Genomic DNA, 15,840 nt, shown 5'->3' with positions numbered 1-15,840 from the left:
TTCCTGTTGACTTAAAATTTAGATGATTTATAGTATTTAGACAATGAGACAAAACGTAGGAAAAGGTGAAAAAAAAGTGGATCAAAGGAGGTGTCATCTGTGGGTTTTGTGCACTCCATTTTTTTCAAGCTGTTCCTTTCCTTCTTGCTGTTGTCCATTCTTCCGCTCTCTATGGCAGGAATCCTCACCAACTATAATGTCTCCTCTCTTTTGAACAAGCAGCTGAGTCAGGATACCTCATCCATCCTGGAACAGAACGCAAAGGTGCTCGGCATTTTTTTCAATGATTTGAATCGCATGGGCGAAATCGTTTCTCGCAGCTCAGCCGTATCCCAATTTTTAAAAAGCAAGGATGACAATGAGTTCCTCCGCTCTTTTCTCCCTCTGGATCAATCCTTTGACAGCATCCAGCTGATCCGACCCGAAAACGTCGGGATGACACTGATCAGTGATCGCAGCTATGTCTATCACTACGGTTATGGCATCAATCGAGAGAATCTCCAGTTTTATACAGCGGATTGGATGCCAAAGCTAAACAAGCTCTCTGAAAAGCCGCTCCTGACTTCCCTGCACCAGCGCCCCTACAGCTACCTGGACGCAGACTCCTTCGTTTTTTCTTATGTAAAAAGAATTTCGAGCATAGATGCCAAGGCAAAAGGCGTGCTCATGATCGATTTCAAGCAAAGTATTTTGGCCGATTTGTTTCCGAGCAATTATTTTAAAAAGGATTCTTCTTCCAATCTCGAAGCAGGACTATTAATTACGAACGACAAAGGACAAGTGTTGTATCCGGATACGCAGACTCCTTTCACTCAGGCTGAAATTCCGACCGTCACACACTCTGACCGCATCGTAACGCCAAATGACGAAAGCTACCAGCTCGTCACTTTGTTTAATCAGGAAACAGGCTGGACACTGACTGGCTATTTCGAGGAAAAAAAGCTCTACCAGCCGATCCAATACATACACGACTCTATTTACTGGATAGTCGTTCCAAGCATTGTGTTTTGTTTGCTAGCCTCATTGTTCATCTCGCATCGCATCTCCACTCCTGTCCGTTCCTTGCAGCGATTGATGAAAAAAGCAGGACGTGGTGACTTTCAGCAAATTGCGATTACGAGCAAGGATGAAATCGGTGAGCTGAGCAGAGGCTTTAATCAGATGGTGCATAAAATCGAGGAGCTCCTGCGGCAGATTTATGAGGAGCAAAATCAAAAGCGGCGAGCCGAGATGGCCGCCCTGCAATCCCAAATCAATCCCCATTTTCTGTTCAACACACTTGAATCTATCAACAGCCTTGCCCGCAAGCATAAAGAATCGCAAATCAGCAAAATGATCGTTCATCTCGGAAGGTTGATGCGTCTATCGATCAGTACGTTTGACGAAATGATCCCGATTAACCAGGAGCTGGATTATGTCGGACATTATATCGAGCTTCACAAACATCGCTTCCCCCGATCACTCACCTACTCGATTGAAATCGACGAAGAAATCCGGCGGCTCTATACAGTGAAATGGATCTTGCAGCCGATTGTAGAAAATGCGATCTTGCACGGGCTGGAATCTCGCAGCGCAGAAGGGAATATCGCGATAACTGGATGGCTTGCGGGAGAGGATGTCTATTTGCAGGTAAGTGACAACGGCACGGGAATGGAGCCACAAGCCCTGCAAGAGCTGCGCGAGCACGTGGAGCATCAAGCCGAACAGCTGACCAAGTACGGCAAAAAAGTCGGGATGTGCAATGTACAGTCACGGCTTCGCTATCATTTTGGCACCGCCTATGGCATTCAGCTGTCAAGTGAGCCTGGTCAGGGTATGACCGTCACCTTTAAACTTCCAAGGAGGGAACAAAATGCAGAAGAGAAAGCTGCTGATTGTGGATGATGAGTGGTTGATTACCGATAGTCTCAGCTCCTTGGAGGAATGGTCCGACAGAAATATCGAAGTGATTGGAACCGCTTCGAACGGAAGAGAAGCACTTGCGTGGCTGGACAAAACGGAGGTGGATTTAGTCATCACCGACATTCGCATGCCTGATATGGACGGACTGGAGCTGCTGCGTCAAATCCATCAACGCTCCTCGCAAATCGATGTCATCATCATCAGTGGCTACGAGGAGTTTGCCTATGCCAAGACAGCTCTCTCCTATCAGGCAAAAGGCTACATTCTAAAGCCGATTGATACTGACGAGCTATTCGCCACGGTAGACCAGCTTGTCCCGCAGCCTCAGGAGCCTGTAGAAGAAATGCCCAAAACCTACCATGAGACAATCGTCGAGCGCGCCATATCTTATATTTCTGCCAATCTGGGCAGACCAATCTCCTTGAAAGACGTAGCTGACCAGGTTCACTTGACCTCCCATTACTTTGGACAGATTTTCAAGTCGGTAATCGGTGATACGTTCGTCAATCATTTGACGCGGCTGCGCATGGAACGAGCTTGTGAATTGTTGAAAAACACGGAGCTAAAACAATATGAGGTCGGCTACCAAATCGGGTATACCGACCCGAAGTATTTTGCCAAGGTCTTTTTGCAAAGCTATGGCGTTACACCTAAAGAGTACAGACAACGGCTTTGCTCTCCAGCACAGCCAATCGAACAAAAAAAGCGGCGCTGAGCCTATGCTCACACCGCTTTTTCCCTGCTATCCAACCTCTTGTTTTTTGACCGCACTCGTTTTTTCACTACTGTCTGACCGCCTCTGCTGGACATCCTCGAAGCGCTGACTGACGCGGGCCAGCGCAAATGCCACGATCACAGAGAAAATGACGATACCATAAAATCCCGCCCCGATCCCAATCCCGATGCCCCCAGCGAAAAAGATCATAGCAGCAGACGTCAGCCCTTTTACCTGCAAGCCATCCTTCAGAATGACCCCTGCTCCCAAAAAGCCCAGGCCTGTAACAATCTGTGCAGCCAAACGCATCGGGTCCATCATCGTCCCGCTATTCGGGGAGCTGTACAGCTTTGTGCTGTATATCGAAACAAGCGTAATCAACGTGCAAGCCACTGAGACATACATATATGTCTTTAACCCGGCTGGCTTGTTTCTGTGTGAGCGGTCCCAGCCAATGAACATCCCTAATACTGCGCTAATGACCACGCGCAAATACATCTCCAGATTCATGATGACATGCTGTTCATAAAGTAACTGCAGAGATTCCATGTGATTCACCCTCTTTTAGCGATAGAGAAATGATATGTGCGAATGCGTAAAATAGACCTGTTGTACGGGTGAAGCTACTACCCTCCAAAGGCCGAAACAAGGACACTTTCACTACGTTGAATGTTTGATAGGCGCTTTATTTCCGACCACCCCTTTAAAAATTAAAATATTCATAATTTTATATCTATTATACCACCTTTCGTATTGTTTATATTGTTTTAATTTGTTATGAGTTTATTTTGTTGTTATTTTTGTGTGTTTCTTTGTTAATAAAACAAAAGAAATGATAAACAAATAAAACACACAAAAAACATCAAACAAAAACAACACAAAACACAAGCGCTATGTTATACTCAAAATCGTACAGAGCAAATATTCAGAAAATAAAACTCTATTCTCAGGAGGAATACGTATGAAAGTTCTTTGCTTGGGCGGTGCAGGTAGAATTTGCCGGGAGTCTATTCTTGATTTGGTGCAGTACTCCAGCTTTGAAAAGATTACGGTAGCTGATTTTAATGAGGAGGAAGGCAGAAAAATCGTCGAAGCGCTGAACGATCCGCGTGTTGATTTCGTCCAGATAAACGTGCGTGACCACGAGGATACGGTAAACAAAATGCGTGGCTATGATATTGTCATGGATGGAACGACTATTACGTTAAACGGACTTTCTACGGCTTGCATCGCGGAAGCAGGCTGCCACGGAATCAACTTAAACGGCTTTGGTGCTGAAGAAGCATCTGACGAGATTTTCAAGAAAAACGGCAAGACCTGCGTCCCCGGCTTTGGTATGACTCCTGGAGTAACACAAATGATGGCTATGCATGCCGCCAATCAACTGGATACAGTCGAGTCCGTTCGCGTCAGCCACGGCGCTTTTCGTCCGATCGCTTTTTCCCGTTCCATTACGGAAACAACTACGTATGAATATGATCCCCTCCTGCCTGGTCGTGTCGTTTATGAAAACGGTGAGTTCGTTCAGGTTCCTCCTTTTGCCAGACCGCGTGAAATCCAATTGCCAGAACCATACGGAAAAACAATCCAATACATTATTCCGCACGCAGAAACGAAAACGTTGGCGACAGCGCTCGCTGACAAAGGCGTTGGGCTGATTGAGGTGCGCGGAACGTGGCCAGCCAAAAACATGCAGCTCGTACGTGCCCTCTACGATTGGGGCTTCATGCGAAATAACAAAATTACTGTGAATGACAAAGAGATTGGTGTGCTAGATTGCATCAGTGAATACTTATTCCATTCAACTGAGGGACAGGAAACGGAGCTGTATGGCTATTCCTTGCATGTCGAGGTGATCGGTACCAAGGACGGCCGACGCGTACAGCATGTCCTCTATCATACTCACCCAGCGTCTGATGGATCGGTGGAAGGCTGGGAAAAGCTGCGGGCGTACACACGAAATGTAGGGATTCCGATGGCTGTCGCGACAGAGATGATCGCCAAAGGCATGGTGAAAAAGACGGGAGTGCTCATTCCTGAGGAAGCATTCGAACCGGCAGAGGTGTTTGCGGAACTGGAAAAACGAGGAATTTTCATGCATGAGGAAATTACGCTGCTCGATACGGAGGATGAATCGGTGCAAGTGGCTAGATAAATAGCTTTACACTTGTCATAAGACAGAAGAAAAAGTCGTTTTCCGCATGCAGGGAAAACGACTTTTTCTATGCGACCGAATGGCTAGCTTAACGTTCTTTACTAAATGGCGATCAATATCTTCCTTCTTATCTCATTGAAACACATGCACTAGATGTTTCTATTATCCCCGCCTTTTCGGCAGGTAATATACTGCCCAAAAAACTAATATGACAAGAACTGCAATCGGTTTTAGCTTAGGTGGTAACCAAATTGCCAATATTATTGCAATTACCAAAAAAGGAGGGAGTAAACGCCAATATTTTTTATTACGGAACATAAAAAACCTCCTCACATACATCACATAAAAAGCTGCTGCAATAGATGTCCTTCACAAATAATAGTATCATAGGTAAACACTGGTCTTAAAACCCGCATTTACATGTAACATATATTCAAATGCCGTTGTTCCATATACTCTTTTAAAGTGTTTATTCAAATGGGTTAAATCACTAAAACCACATTCTTTTTGCTCACTAATCTCTAAAAACAATTGTGGATCAATATATACCATAACATAATCAAGACCTGTCTCATCATGCGCCATTCCGTCATGAGTCTGCTCTGGATTAAAAAGCATAACCCCATTTTGATAAGATAGCTGTAAACTACCATCCAGGTTATACTCTTGAATACCACGAAGCGTAACACCTAATGCATACTCTTTATGAGAGTGCTTTTTATACGTAAAATCAGTCATACTCGCTGATAGCGCAGTAACACCTGCAGACTTTTTATAGATAAACTTGTCCATCTCTCTCACCTCCTCATTAACTATCTTACATCCAAATCATTATTGCATGATGCTTCTATAGGGCTCACGTTACAAATTCAGGTGATTTAGGTTTAGGGTGTAAGTTCCACGCAATTCTTGAGGCTATTGCAGCAGTCTAGAAAGAGTAAATAAAGCTCTAGACTGCCGCATTCCTGAAAAGGGGTATTGGACGCTTACCGAGAGAGTTATTGGAGAATTATTAATCGGTACAGAATTTTCGGTTTTCGCTGTCTTTGTTACTCGCTGTGTGTCCAGTTTTTTTATCGTAAGCGAACAACCACGCTGCTAGTAGTAGCGCCAGCACAACCAAGGAAAATCCTGCCCAGCCGAGATTGTCTATTGATGAGCTGCTGATCATCAATCCCCCTATTCCCGAGCCAATGGCGAAGCCAAATTGGATAAACGAAGTATTCACGCTTAAAGCAATATCCGGTGACTGGGGCACCAAGGTAACCAAATATAACTGCTGTGCCGGGGAGGTTATCCATGTGGCCGCCATCCATATCATGATTAACGGAATAACAGCGTAGATCAAGCCGCCTAACCAGGTCAGCAGCAACAGGGTTCCAGCTTGGAGGGACAGTCCGGCATAGATTGTGAACTTGGGCCCTTTCGTATCCGCTGCGACTCCCCCGATTTTGGAGCCGGCAAAACTGCAAATTCCTGAAAGCAGCAGAATGCCGGAAAGCGCCGCCGCAGACAGTTCGGCATTTGATTGCAAGAATGGCGAAATATACGTAAACAGTGCAGAGTATCCTCCTATATAGAAAAGCGTAATGCCAACCGCCAGCATAATCTTTTTATCTTTCAATATCGACAGCTGCATTCCGAGCGTAATAGCTCTCTGCTCAGTAATAGAAGGGACTCTGAAGTAGACCACAAGCAGCGGGATTACCGTCAGCAATCCAACGATAACAAATAAGGTTCTCCACCCTAGCGCTTCGCTTAATAATGTGCCGACTGGTACGCCTAGAACAAGTGAACTGCTTAATCCCATTAAAATAGTGCCGATCGCACGACCTCGACTCCGTTCTTCGACCAAACGCGTTGCGACGGCCATTGCAATGACCGTGGCTGCCCCTCCGCTGAGCCCCTGGATAATTCGAGCCATAAGCATCATCTCAAACGTGGGACTAAAATAGACCAGGATGCTGCTTAAAATAAAAATACCGAGCATGATAAACAGTATTTTTCTTCGGTCCACCTGGATGGTTGTGGCGACCACAATGGGGGAGCCAATCGCTGCGGCAAGTGCAAACGCCGTGACGAGCGTCCCGGCAGTAGATGTCGTAATCCCAAGATCTGCTGCTGCGATAGGAAGAATTCCGCTTATGATATATTCAATCGTCCCAATTAAAAACACTGCCAGTGCAAGCGAATACACGACCCATTTATTGTTCATCATTCTTCCTCATTATCTTCAATTGGAATTTGGATTTCGATGAGATTAACACCCGGATTTCCAGGTAGCGGAACATAGAATTCTCTATTGGAATGGTCGCCCCGTATTCGTAAACCTTGCTGCTCAATCCATTCAGCAAGGTTTACGCATGCCGTCTCTGAATATATCGAATCCGAACGGAATAACATCGTGGCCATCGTCACCGAGGGCAGAGTACGAAAATGAAGATGCTCTGGCAGCCTGAGGGCTTCTGATTTCACGACATAACCGGCCTCAAGCTCAAACTCATTGGCCGAGCTGCCGGATACGTTCCATAACACCGTTCGCGGACCGGATAAGGCAGATCGGATTCGGCTATCAAGCAGACAATCGAAGATATCGAAAAGCTTTGGGATATCATCAACCGTGCCCGTTGAAGCGTAAGTAACCATGTGCATGACTTCAACGCGCTTCACAACGATTTCTTGTTCTTTATCCATCTTCCCCTCACTTTCCACCAGCTGCATTCGTTCTTTTATCCGGGAAAGCTTTGCGAGTTCGGTATTTAGCTGACGCTCGATCTCACTCTCTTTGAGCTTCAGCATACCGCGAATCTGTTCAGCTGATATATCTTCTTGAAATAGCTCCGAGATTTGCTGCAATGTGAATCCCAATTCCTTAAAAATCACAATTCGATTGATCTTGAGCAGTTGTTCCGCAGAGTAGTACCGATAACCGCTCGATTCGTCGGTCTTGGCCGGCTTTAAGAGTCCGATCTGATCGTAGTAACGTAGAGTTTGCAGTGGAATACGGCTCAGCTTGGAGAATTCGCTGATTTTAAACATTGTTTTTACCTTCCCTTCTGATTTTGTCGTTTAGATTGTACACTCTCCAGTTAAGTGTAAAGTCAAGAGCTCTATTTCTCGAAGGTACAGGCATCCTGTATTCAAACCGATAATAATAGGCGCTAGTCAAGCAATCCAAGTGATTGCAGACTAGCGCCCTACTGATCTTCTAATTAAATGAAATGCTGTATCCAAACATTGGGTTCAACATAACGCCCTTCATTCTTCTCCACATCGATGGTAACGGGAACCAGTGCACCTGGCACAATATAAGTCCCTGACTCAGGAAACTTCATATTTGTCCAGCTTTCCCAGTCTGCAACCGTTCCGTTAATTTTCATAGATTCTGGAGCAAGCTTGACTATTCTAGCCCCAGCTCGCAAGTGAGTCCGTATCCATGGATCAAATGAATCTCCTTTGTCATTTTCCCAATGCACGTATTTGTCCATGGGAATCAACGGGTATTGCGATTTCGAAGAAGGTCTTACCGGTGCAACCAGCTGTTCGATCGAGTGACTTTTCACTAAACCTTTTAATGCGTCTAGCATAATTCCGCTGATTCCCTTCCCACGATAAGAGGGATGAATCACGATAGCAAGAGCTGATACCGTGTTTGGCACTCGGCCCTGATGATAATCCTCTATGCTCTTCATAAATACATGATCCCAACCGGCTGGCAGTCCCTCCGCTGTACCATCCCAATAAAACGGTACAGAATTGCAGCAAGCCATTACAGTCCCGTTTTCATCTGCGATACAAAATTGGAATTGTGGGAAGATCTCTACCACCTGAGAATAATACTGGATCGCCACTTCATCATATAGCATAAACGTTGGCCAGCCCGCCTCATTCATTGCGTCAAAATCACTAGCCATTTCAGGATGCTCTTTCAATGTAAAAAGGTTATATTCCATACCTTTGTCGCCAGAATGCTTTGGGGACAGTGTACTTAGCTGTGTCATAGATAGTCATTTCCTTTCCTCTAGAAGTGAACAATTTTCCAAAAGTTTCATTTCATTTTCAATTGTATCACAAAAATCCATAATTATACTTTCATCATTTTCATAGAAGCTCAGATAAGCCAACATCCTATTGAGCACAGCTTAATCTTTTTCGAAAGCCTATTTAATTGCGATATAATAGGTCCAAGTAAAGGGGGCAAAGCACGGTGGAGTGGTTAATAGGTCTTGCCTGCAGTACCGGTATTGCCGGGGCGGCATATATAAAGCGGTCGCTGTCCGGCTCCGGTTTTTTAGCGGCGATGATACTGGGCACAGTGATGTACGCGCTCGGAAGCGCGGTCTGGTTTGGCTCCCTCATCGCCTTTTTTATCTCGTCGAGTCTATTGTCCAAGTGGAAAAAGCATGCAAAGGAAGAGGCAGAGAGTGGTTATGAGAAAACCGGGAGGCGCGATGCAGGCCAGGTTCTCGCGAACGGTGGACTGGGACTGCTGTTATGTACGATAAATTGGGCGTTTCCATATCCGCTTTGGTGGTACGCCTTCCTCGGTGTTATGGCCGCAGTCACAGCCGATACCTGGGCAACGGAAATCGGCGGCTTGAGTCGGACTCCGCCGAGATCAATCAAAACGGGTCAGCGCGTTCAGCCTGGCACGTCCGGAGGAGTCTCTGGTCTCGGAATGGGCGCATCGCTGGCAGGGGGCCTTTTTATCGGTGCCGTAGCGTGGCTGCTGCTCTCGGTGTCCAACCACTCAGCACCAGATGCGGTCGCGACGTCACTCAGACCAGCAGCATGGATTGGAATAGCGGGAATGGCAGGCATTATTGGGTCGCTTGCCGATTCCTGGATCGGTGCGACTTGGCAGCAAATGTACCGCTGTGGTATCTGCGGGCGTGAAATCGAGCAAGCCCGTCATTGTGGAATGCCAGCCATGCGGATACGTGGCCGCTCCGGCTGGAACAACGATGCCGTCAATGTTACAGGCTCACTTGCAGGAGGCGTATCAGCAGTCTTGCTGGCACTGGTACTCGGTCTATCCTGACATGCAAAAAAACCGGAAGAACTCGTAATGCTGTACGCTTACGGGTCCTTCCGGTTTATAAGCGAAGCGGCCTATCGCATCCAAAGCTCGCCTGACTTTTCTGGCAAAAGCGAGAGGTCGATCAACAGCTTCTATATTTATATAGATCAATCGCGGTTGATCCAAGAGCCATTCGTTACGAACAGAGGACACCTTTATCCCTTGTTTTCTTATTACCGAAATAAATCGATTCACTTCTTTTTGCAAGAATGCTGCTCGCGCCAGACAAAGTTCTCTGCCTGTTTTCCTATTTACGGATTCGAATGAAAAAGAAGACGTTACTCGAAATCTTTTCCCTAAAATAATTGCTTTTATTTCATCTCGGCTTATGGTTGCTACGCATTTTCCGCCAGCAAAACTTGGCCTGCCCCTTAGTATCTTTGAAAATTGCTCACAAAGCGTTCGGTTATTTGCCATAGAAGCTCACCTCCCCTGTATTCTTGTATCGTATGAGAAACGAAACAGGGTTGAAACGGCTTTCCGCCTAGTAAACAGCGGTAACCTAGGACGAAAAATAATGTCCTAGACTACCGCTTCTTATTGGGGCTATCAAATCCCATTTGCTGATCTTCCTCGACTAACTCAGTTTATTAATCACGACCCCACACAAAATCATCCCGATCGACACCCATTTGACGACCCCGACCTTTTCCTTGAGCCAGATTACCCCAATAATGGTCGCAAACACGATGCTGATTTCTCGCACAGAGGCGACATAGGTAACCGGCGTTGTTTGCATGGCGTACACAGCCAGAGAATTGGAAACGAAGACGAAGAGTCCCCCCGCCAATGTATGCCACGGATAGCGTTTGAGCAGCGCAACGTAAGATACCTTTATCTCTGCTCTGCGGTCAATCATCCACTTTCCTGCAAACATTCCGAAGAACACGAAATATTTGAACAGCAGACCCGACATCATGGATGCTCCCATGCCATCGACTATGCTGCTGCACGCTGAGAAGCTCCCCGCTAAAAACACCCACTTCATATTGCCCCAATCCTTGACGATATGACTGAGCTCTCGAAACGAAAAGGTGCGCTGATTCATGAAGACAACACCCGCTACAATGACTAAAATGCCAACAAATCCAGTCCAGGCAATCGCCGTGCCGATGAACAGTGTGCTTATAATTGTAGTCACAATAGGAGCTGTACCGCGCAAAATCGGATACGCATAGCTCAAATTATTCGTCTGATAAGCCTTACCCAAAGCTACAAAATACAAAACCTCCGAGCAAGTGCTAAGCAACAGCCATTTGATCGCACCCGGCGGAAACGAGGAGGTCTGCCACAGGTACACGGCAAGTGGAAAGTACAAAATGACTGATGCCCCTAAAATCAGGGTAAAAAAGGCGTCTCGCTCCTCGATCTTCTTGGACAGGGCATTCCAAATCGCATGGCATACCGCTGCAAATAACAGAATCAGTAAAATGGTGGTGGACATACTCTCCCAGCTCTCTTTTTATAAATGGCAAAAGGTGCAGTCTAAATCGACCACACCTACAGCCTGTCTATTCTTCTTGAGTTACTTCATAAGAATCCACGATCCCAACGATGACGGCGTCGATGGGGACCATCTTGTTGTGAAAAATGATCCGCGCAGGAGTGCCGCTCGAAACGATGACCTTTTCGCCAAAGCCCGCCCCGATGCGGTCTGCTGCAATCACCGTGTGTCCACCTTCCTTTTCGTTCCAGTCAATCGGCTGGACAACCAACAGCTTTAGATTCTCCATGCCATCCTCTTTTTGTGTGGACCAGACACTGCCGATCACTTTTCCCAAAAACATGGCGCTCCCCCTTTACCGTTCGTAGTGGATCGCGATTCCTTTTTCCTTCAGCATATCCTTTGCCAGCGGAGAGAGAATGGTTCCCTGTCGCAGGACAAGCCCCGCATCCGGGAATTCTGCTTGCGCTTTGACCCACTCAGCAGTCAGAAGCTTGGCTGTTTGGGCTGGTTGCGCCCCCACGACTCCACCCGACGAGCCCGTTGTCTCTTGCTGCTTTTTTGCCCTGCTCTTGCGTATGACAGCATCAGCAAGCTCTTTTTGCGGGTAGAACTCTACTCCCAGCTCCTTCATGACTTGAACATGCTGCAAGAAGAGCTGCTGATACGGCTTCGGAAGTGTTAATTTTTTTAGCGTTCGCCGGTCGGCTCGCTTGATTCCCGGTACATCCCTACTTACGAGGACAGGTTTTCCTAGCACAAGTGCTGAAAAGACGATCTCCGCCTTGATTGTACCTTTCAGACCTGCTGCTATGCGGGCTGCGTTATCCAAATCGATTTCCGGAATGATGACGCCGTCATACTCTTTGGGCGCCTCCAAAGGAACAGGAGCGTATTCATCCGCAGTGATGATCTTGCCAGCCCCTCCACATTCGATGCGATGCATCCCGAGCCACGAGGACGTTTCCCCGTCCAGAAATAAAAGGTCATGGCAGATCCCGTTATTTTGCAAGGCAATAAACTGGTCCTCAAACGATTCATGCGCCTTGCTGTCACAAAAGATATACAACCATTTTTCCTGTTTATCCTGCACCGCGTCTGGCTTCATCGACTGCAAAATTTCCCGCGTAATCGATTCTATCATTTGCCTGACGTCCATTCTATCACCTCCCTGCCGAGGAAATAGGCATGCCATTTTTCCCAAACAAGCGTACCTGGTCACCTGTTTTGAGACTTGCCGCATTGGCCTCATCGAGATCCATATGAAAATCCAGCGCATACCGCGGGCTGACCCGCACAGTCACATCCGGGAAAATAATGGTCCTTTCCCCGATGGATTGCAGCATCAGGCTGTCGCCCTCCTGGACGTGAAAGGCCCTGGCATCCGCATCAGACATGTGCACATGGCTTTTGGCCACGATGACACCTGCCTCCAGAACGACGCATCCGTCTGGACCAATCAGCGTAATACCTGGGGTCCCCTCCAAAGAGCCCGACATCCTGACTGGCGGATGAATCCCGAGCGAGAAGCCATCCGACCTGGAGATCTCCACCTGGCTTACTCCCCGTGCCGGACCCAAAATCCGCACACCTTTTATCAAGCCTTTTGGTCCTAGCAAGGTGACTGTTTCTGTCGCGGCAAACTGCCCAGGCTGGGAGAGTGGACGCAGTGGAGTCAGATTGTAGCCTGCGCCAAACAGCTTTTCTACATCCTCTGGCGCCAAATGGATATGGCGATTAGAAACCCCTACCGGAATGGTCTGCCCAGCCCCATCCTCTTCTCCGTCAGAAAAAACACCGTCCGCTTCCAACACTTCTATGCGAATCCCTCTCCCCTTTAAAAAATCGGTTGCAGCCGGGGTAAATTTGTCCTCTGCACGAACCAGAAAGGGATTGGGGACCCCTGTTCGCAGCATGGCCCGCAATGCGGTTTCTGTAATGACGGCCATAAGCTAGTGTTTTACCCTTCCAACTTCGGAAGGATCAGCTCGATATCAGAATGGGGTCGCGGAATGACATGCACAGATTTCAGCTCCCCCACCTTTTGCGCTGCTTCTGCGCCTGCATCCGTCGATGCTTTGACCGCACCAACGTCACCGCGGACCATGACGGTCACGAGCCCGCCGCCTACATGTACCTTCCCGATCAGCTTGACGTTTGCTGCTTTTACCATAGCGTCAGCTGCTTCCACTGCACCGATCAAGCCCTTTGTTTCCACCATGCCGAGTGCTGCCCATTCTCCTGCCATCCTTTATGCCTCCTTAGCGATTGGAAGTTTGCAGTTCCAAAAGCACGCTTTTAATAATTTCTGCGATTTCATCTCTGCTGATTGCAGGAGCTGCTGGAGCAGTTGTCACAACCGGAGCCGTATGATCTGCCGCCTCCAGCTTCATTTCTCGCAGCCCAAAGGCGACACGCTTGATATTCATCAAGTGCTGTGGCCCGATATTATCTGAAGTCACATTGTTGCCAAACGAGCCACACCCAAGCGTAAGCGACGGCAAGATGCCGGTAGTTGCTCCGATTCCGCCAAAAGTCGTCCCTGTGTTGACCACAATCCGCGAGGCCGGCTTGTCAACAACGAACGATTCGATCATCTGTGCATCCTGACAATGAATGCCGAGTGTATGACCCAGGCCGCCAAATTCCAGCAGCTTGTTGCAAATATGGCTCGCCTCCTGGCTATCGGTGACTGTATAGAGCGTCAAGATTGGAGCCAGCTTTTCAATCGAAAACGGGAAATCTCGTCCGATACCGGTTTCCTCTGCCATCAAAAGCTTGGCGTCCTCTGGCACCAGGATGCCCGCCTGCTCAGCAATCGCTTGTGGTGATTTCCCGACGATAGCGGGATTCAGTCCGCCATTCTTCATGATGATGGCAGCCACACGTTTTGTCTCATGATCGTCCAGGAAGTAGGCTCCTTGACGTTTCAGCTCAGCCACAACCTTGCGTTTGATCGTCTTATCGACGACAAGTGCCTGCTCAGAAGCACAGATCGTTCCATAATCAAACGTTTTGCTTTGCATAATTTGGCGTATCGCTGTTGGAATATCTGCACTGGCATGCATGTAAACGGGGACATTGCCCGGACCTACGCCAAAAGCGGGCTTGCCACTGCTGTAGGCTGCTTTTACCATCGCGGTTCCGCCAGTTGCCAGAATCACATCCGTGCACCCGTGTCCCATCAGCTCTTTGGAGGCTTCGACCGTCGGCTGCGTAATGCAAGAGATCAGTCCTGCCGGAGCACCTGCGCGCTCTGCGGCTGTCTGCATGATTTTGGCTGCTTCTTTTGTACACCTCGCCGCTTGCGGATGTGGACTGAAAACAATGGCATTCCCCGCTTTTACACTAATCAACGCCTTGAAAATAACCGTTGAGGTAGGATTGGTTGATGGCACAATTCCCGCAATGACACCTACCGGCTGTGCAACCTCCCACACCTTGTTTTGTTCGTCTCGGCGAATGATCCCCACCGTCTTCAGCTCTTTTATTGCCTGATACACATCGTGTGCTGCAAACAGATTCTTTACGGTTTTATCAGCTACCCTCCCGTAGCCTGTTTCTTCAACGGCCAATGCTGCCAAGCGACCTGCCTCTGCTTTTGCCGCCTCGGCCATGCTTTGCACGATTTGATCGATTTGACTTTGCGACATGCCTTGCAGTCGTTTCTGCGCTTCCTTGGCAGTGAGCACATATTGTCTTGCTTCCTGGACAGATTGCAAATCTACGTCTAGCATCACGATATACCGTCACCTCTCTTCAGCCGTTTACGGATCCGTTTCATGTGAGAAGGCAAATTCACTCTAACTACTCCAGCTTAGGCAAAATCAGCTCAATATCGGAATGCGGACGTGGAATGACATGGACAGAAACCAGCTCTCCCACCTTTTCCGCTGCAGCGGCTCCTGCATCTGTAGATGCCTTCACCGCTCCTACATCTCCTCGAACCATGACCGTTACCAGACCGCCCCCTACATGCACCTTGCCGACCAGCTTTACATTCGCTGCCTTGACCATCGCATCGGCAGCCTCTACAGCACCGATCAGTCCTTTTGTTTCGACCATTCCGAGTGCATCACCCATGACTACTCCTCCTTGATTGCTTGTGTTGTGGTTGTTGGTGTACTCTGCGCATTTTTCTGCTTATCTCCTGCTGCTTTGCCGACTGGCTTGGAAGAAGCCTGCTTGGACTTTTCTTTTTCCAACTGCTGCAAAACCATCTGCATCACACTTCGATCAGGACGGGGAATGACTCTGGAGTGACGAAGCTGACCCACTCGCCTTGCTTCCGCCTCTCCTACCGCTACTGCTGCTGTAACTGAGGCAACATCTCCTACGATGTAGATGGTGACAATCCCCGCATCCGCTCCCTGGTAGGTCACGCAGCGGACATCGGCGGCTTTGGCTGCCGCGTCTGTCGCTGCAACAAGGGCGGGAAAGCCCACAGTTTCAATCATCCCCAAGGCGTATCCGTTTTCTAGCATCTGGATTTCACCCTTTCCTCGCATTCGCATTTCGATCTGCTAAAAATAGATTCGATAATC

16 protein-coding genes and 2 pseudogenes are annotated in these 15,840 nt (G+C 47.9%); 4 read left to right on the top strand and 14 right to left on the bottom strand.

Annotation, left to right across the window (positions count from 1 at the left end; translation table 11 throughout):
* Positions 1-99 precede the first annotated feature (99 nt).
* Both C3B52_RS03060 and C3B52_RS03055 read left to right on the top strand, forming a co-directional pair.
* A complete protein-coding gene (locus C3B52_RS03060) occupies positions 100-1,884 on the top strand; it encodes a cache domain-containing sensor histidine kinase (protein WP_103104598.1) in 1,785 nt (594 codons plus the stop codon).
* Positions 1,853-2,617 (top strand): response regulator transcription factor, encoded by a 765-nt coding sequence (locus tag C3B52_RS03055; RefSeq protein WP_103104597.1) that lies wholly within the window; start codon positions 1,853-1,855, stop codon positions 2,615-2,617. Before C3B52_RS03060 ends, C3B52_RS03055 begins: the two co-directional genes overlap by 32 nt.
* Positions 2,618-2,644: 27 nt before the next feature.
* On the opposite strand, the gene C3B52_RS03050 is transcribed toward C3B52_RS03055, so the two are convergent.
* Positions 2,645-3,166, bottom strand: a complete 522-nt coding sequence (locus tag C3B52_RS03050; RefSeq protein WP_103104596.1) for an MgtC/SapB family protein — start codon at positions 3,164-3,166, stop codon at positions 2,645-2,647.
* Between the two features lie 412 nt (positions 3,167-3,578).
* Here C3B52_RS03050 and C3B52_RS03045 point away from each other — a divergent pair, with 412 nt between their 5' ends.
* Entirely contained in the window at positions 3,579-4,772 is a 1,194-nt protein-coding gene (locus tag C3B52_RS03045) for a saccharopine dehydrogenase family protein (RefSeq protein ID WP_103104595.1), read from the top strand.
* Between the two features lie 501 nt (positions 4,773-5,273).
* On the opposite strand, the pseudogene C3B52_RS03040 reads toward C3B52_RS03045, so the two are convergent.
* The 4 genes and pseudogenes from C3B52_RS03040 to C3B52_RS03025 form a co-directional block, all read right to left on the bottom strand.
* Positions 5,274-5,564 (bottom strand): annotated as a pseudogene (locus tag C3B52_RS03040) (AraC family ligand binding domain-containing protein); the annotation flags it as partial.
* Between the two features lie 220 nt (positions 5,565-5,784).
* On the bottom strand, positions 5,785-6,987 hold the full coding sequence (locus tag C3B52_RS03035; protein WP_103104593.1) for an MFS transporter: 1,203 nt from the start codon (positions 6,985-6,987) through the stop codon (positions 5,785-5,787).
* On the bottom strand, positions 6,987-7,811 hold the full coding sequence (locus C3B52_RS03030) for a MerR family transcriptional regulator (protein WP_103104592.1): 825 nt from the start codon (positions 7,809-7,811) through the stop codon (positions 6,987-6,989). The genes C3B52_RS03035 and C3B52_RS03030 overlap by 1 nt, the downstream gene beginning before the upstream one ends.
* 173 nt (positions 7,812-7,984) lie before the next feature.
* Complete coding sequence (locus C3B52_RS03025; RefSeq protein WP_235615580.1) at positions 7,985-8,773, bottom strand: GNAT family N-acetyltransferase; 789 nt, start codon at positions 8,771-8,773, stop codon at positions 7,985-7,987.
* 206 nt (positions 8,774-8,979) lie between these two features.
* Between C3B52_RS03025 and C3B52_RS03020 the strand changes: the two genes are divergently transcribed.
* On the top strand, positions 8,980-9,813 hold the full coding sequence (locus C3B52_RS03020; protein ID WP_103104591.1) for a DUF92 domain-containing protein: 834 nt from the start codon (positions 8,980-8,982) through the stop codon (positions 9,811-9,813).
* Positions 9,814-9,894: 81 nt separating this feature from the next.
* Here C3B52_RS03020 and C3B52_RS03015 read toward each other — a convergent pair.
* From C3B52_RS03015 to C3B52_RS02975, 9 genes and pseudogenes are all read right to left on the bottom strand, one after another.
* Positions 9,895-10,269 (bottom strand): annotated as a pseudogene (locus tag C3B52_RS03015) (DUF1259 domain-containing protein); the annotation flags it as partial.
* 160 nt (positions 10,270-10,429) lie between these two features.
* A complete protein-coding gene (locus C3B52_RS03010; protein WP_103104589.1) occupies positions 10,430-11,296 on the bottom strand; it encodes a DMT family transporter in 867 nt (288 codons plus the stop codon).
* Between the two features lie 67 nt (positions 11,297-11,363).
* Positions 11,364-11,639 carry a EutN/CcmL family microcompartment protein gene (locus C3B52_RS03005; RefSeq protein ID WP_103104588.1) on the bottom strand — a complete coding sequence of 92 codons (276 nt, stop codon included), beginning with the start codon at positions 11,637-11,639 and terminating at the stop codon, positions 11,364-11,366.
* A 12-nt stretch (positions 11,640-11,651) separates the two neighbouring features.
* On the bottom strand, positions 11,652-12,455 hold the full coding sequence (locus C3B52_RS03000; protein WP_103104587.1) for a hypothetical protein: 804 nt from the start codon (positions 12,453-12,455) through the stop codon (positions 11,652-11,654).
* Positions 12,456-12,459: 4 nt separating this feature from the next.
* Positions 12,460-13,245, bottom strand: a complete 786-nt coding sequence (gene pduL, locus C3B52_RS02995; protein WP_103104586.1) for a phosphate propanoyltransferase — start codon at positions 13,243-13,245, stop codon at positions 12,460-12,462.
* Between the two features lie 11 nt (positions 13,246-13,256).
* Positions 13,257-13,544, bottom strand: coding sequence for a BMC domain-containing protein (locus C3B52_RS02990; protein ID WP_049741197.1), 288 nt, complete (start codon positions 13,542-13,544; stop codon positions 13,257-13,259).
* A 13-nt stretch (positions 13,545-13,557) separates the two neighbouring features.
* The gene (locus C3B52_RS02985) at positions 13,558-15,036 is read right to left on the bottom strand and encodes an acetaldehyde dehydrogenase (acetylating) (protein ID WP_103104585.1); all 1,479 of its coding nucleotides are present in this window, start codon (positions 15,034-15,036) and stop codon (positions 13,558-13,560) included.
* Positions 15,037-15,103: 67 nt separating this feature from the next.
* Entirely contained in the window at positions 15,104-15,379 is a 276-nt protein-coding gene (locus C3B52_RS02980; RefSeq protein ID WP_049741198.1) for a BMC domain-containing protein, read from the bottom strand.
* A 2-nt stretch (positions 15,380-15,381) separates the two neighbouring features.
* Positions 15,382-15,780 (bottom strand): BMC domain-containing protein, encoded by a 399-nt coding sequence (locus C3B52_RS02975; RefSeq protein ID WP_164684680.1) that lies wholly within the window; start codon positions 15,778-15,780, stop codon positions 15,382-15,384.
* Positions 15,781-15,840 lie beyond the last annotated feature (60 nt).

It is taken from the genome of Brevibacillus reuszeri (assembly GCF_002897295.1).
Lineage (GTDB): Bacteria > Bacillota > Bacilli > Brevibacillales > Brevibacillaceae > Brevibacillus > Brevibacillus reuszeri_A.
Note: the sequence above shows the minus strand (reverse complement) of the source record. Positions and strands in the feature narration are given on the sequence as shown.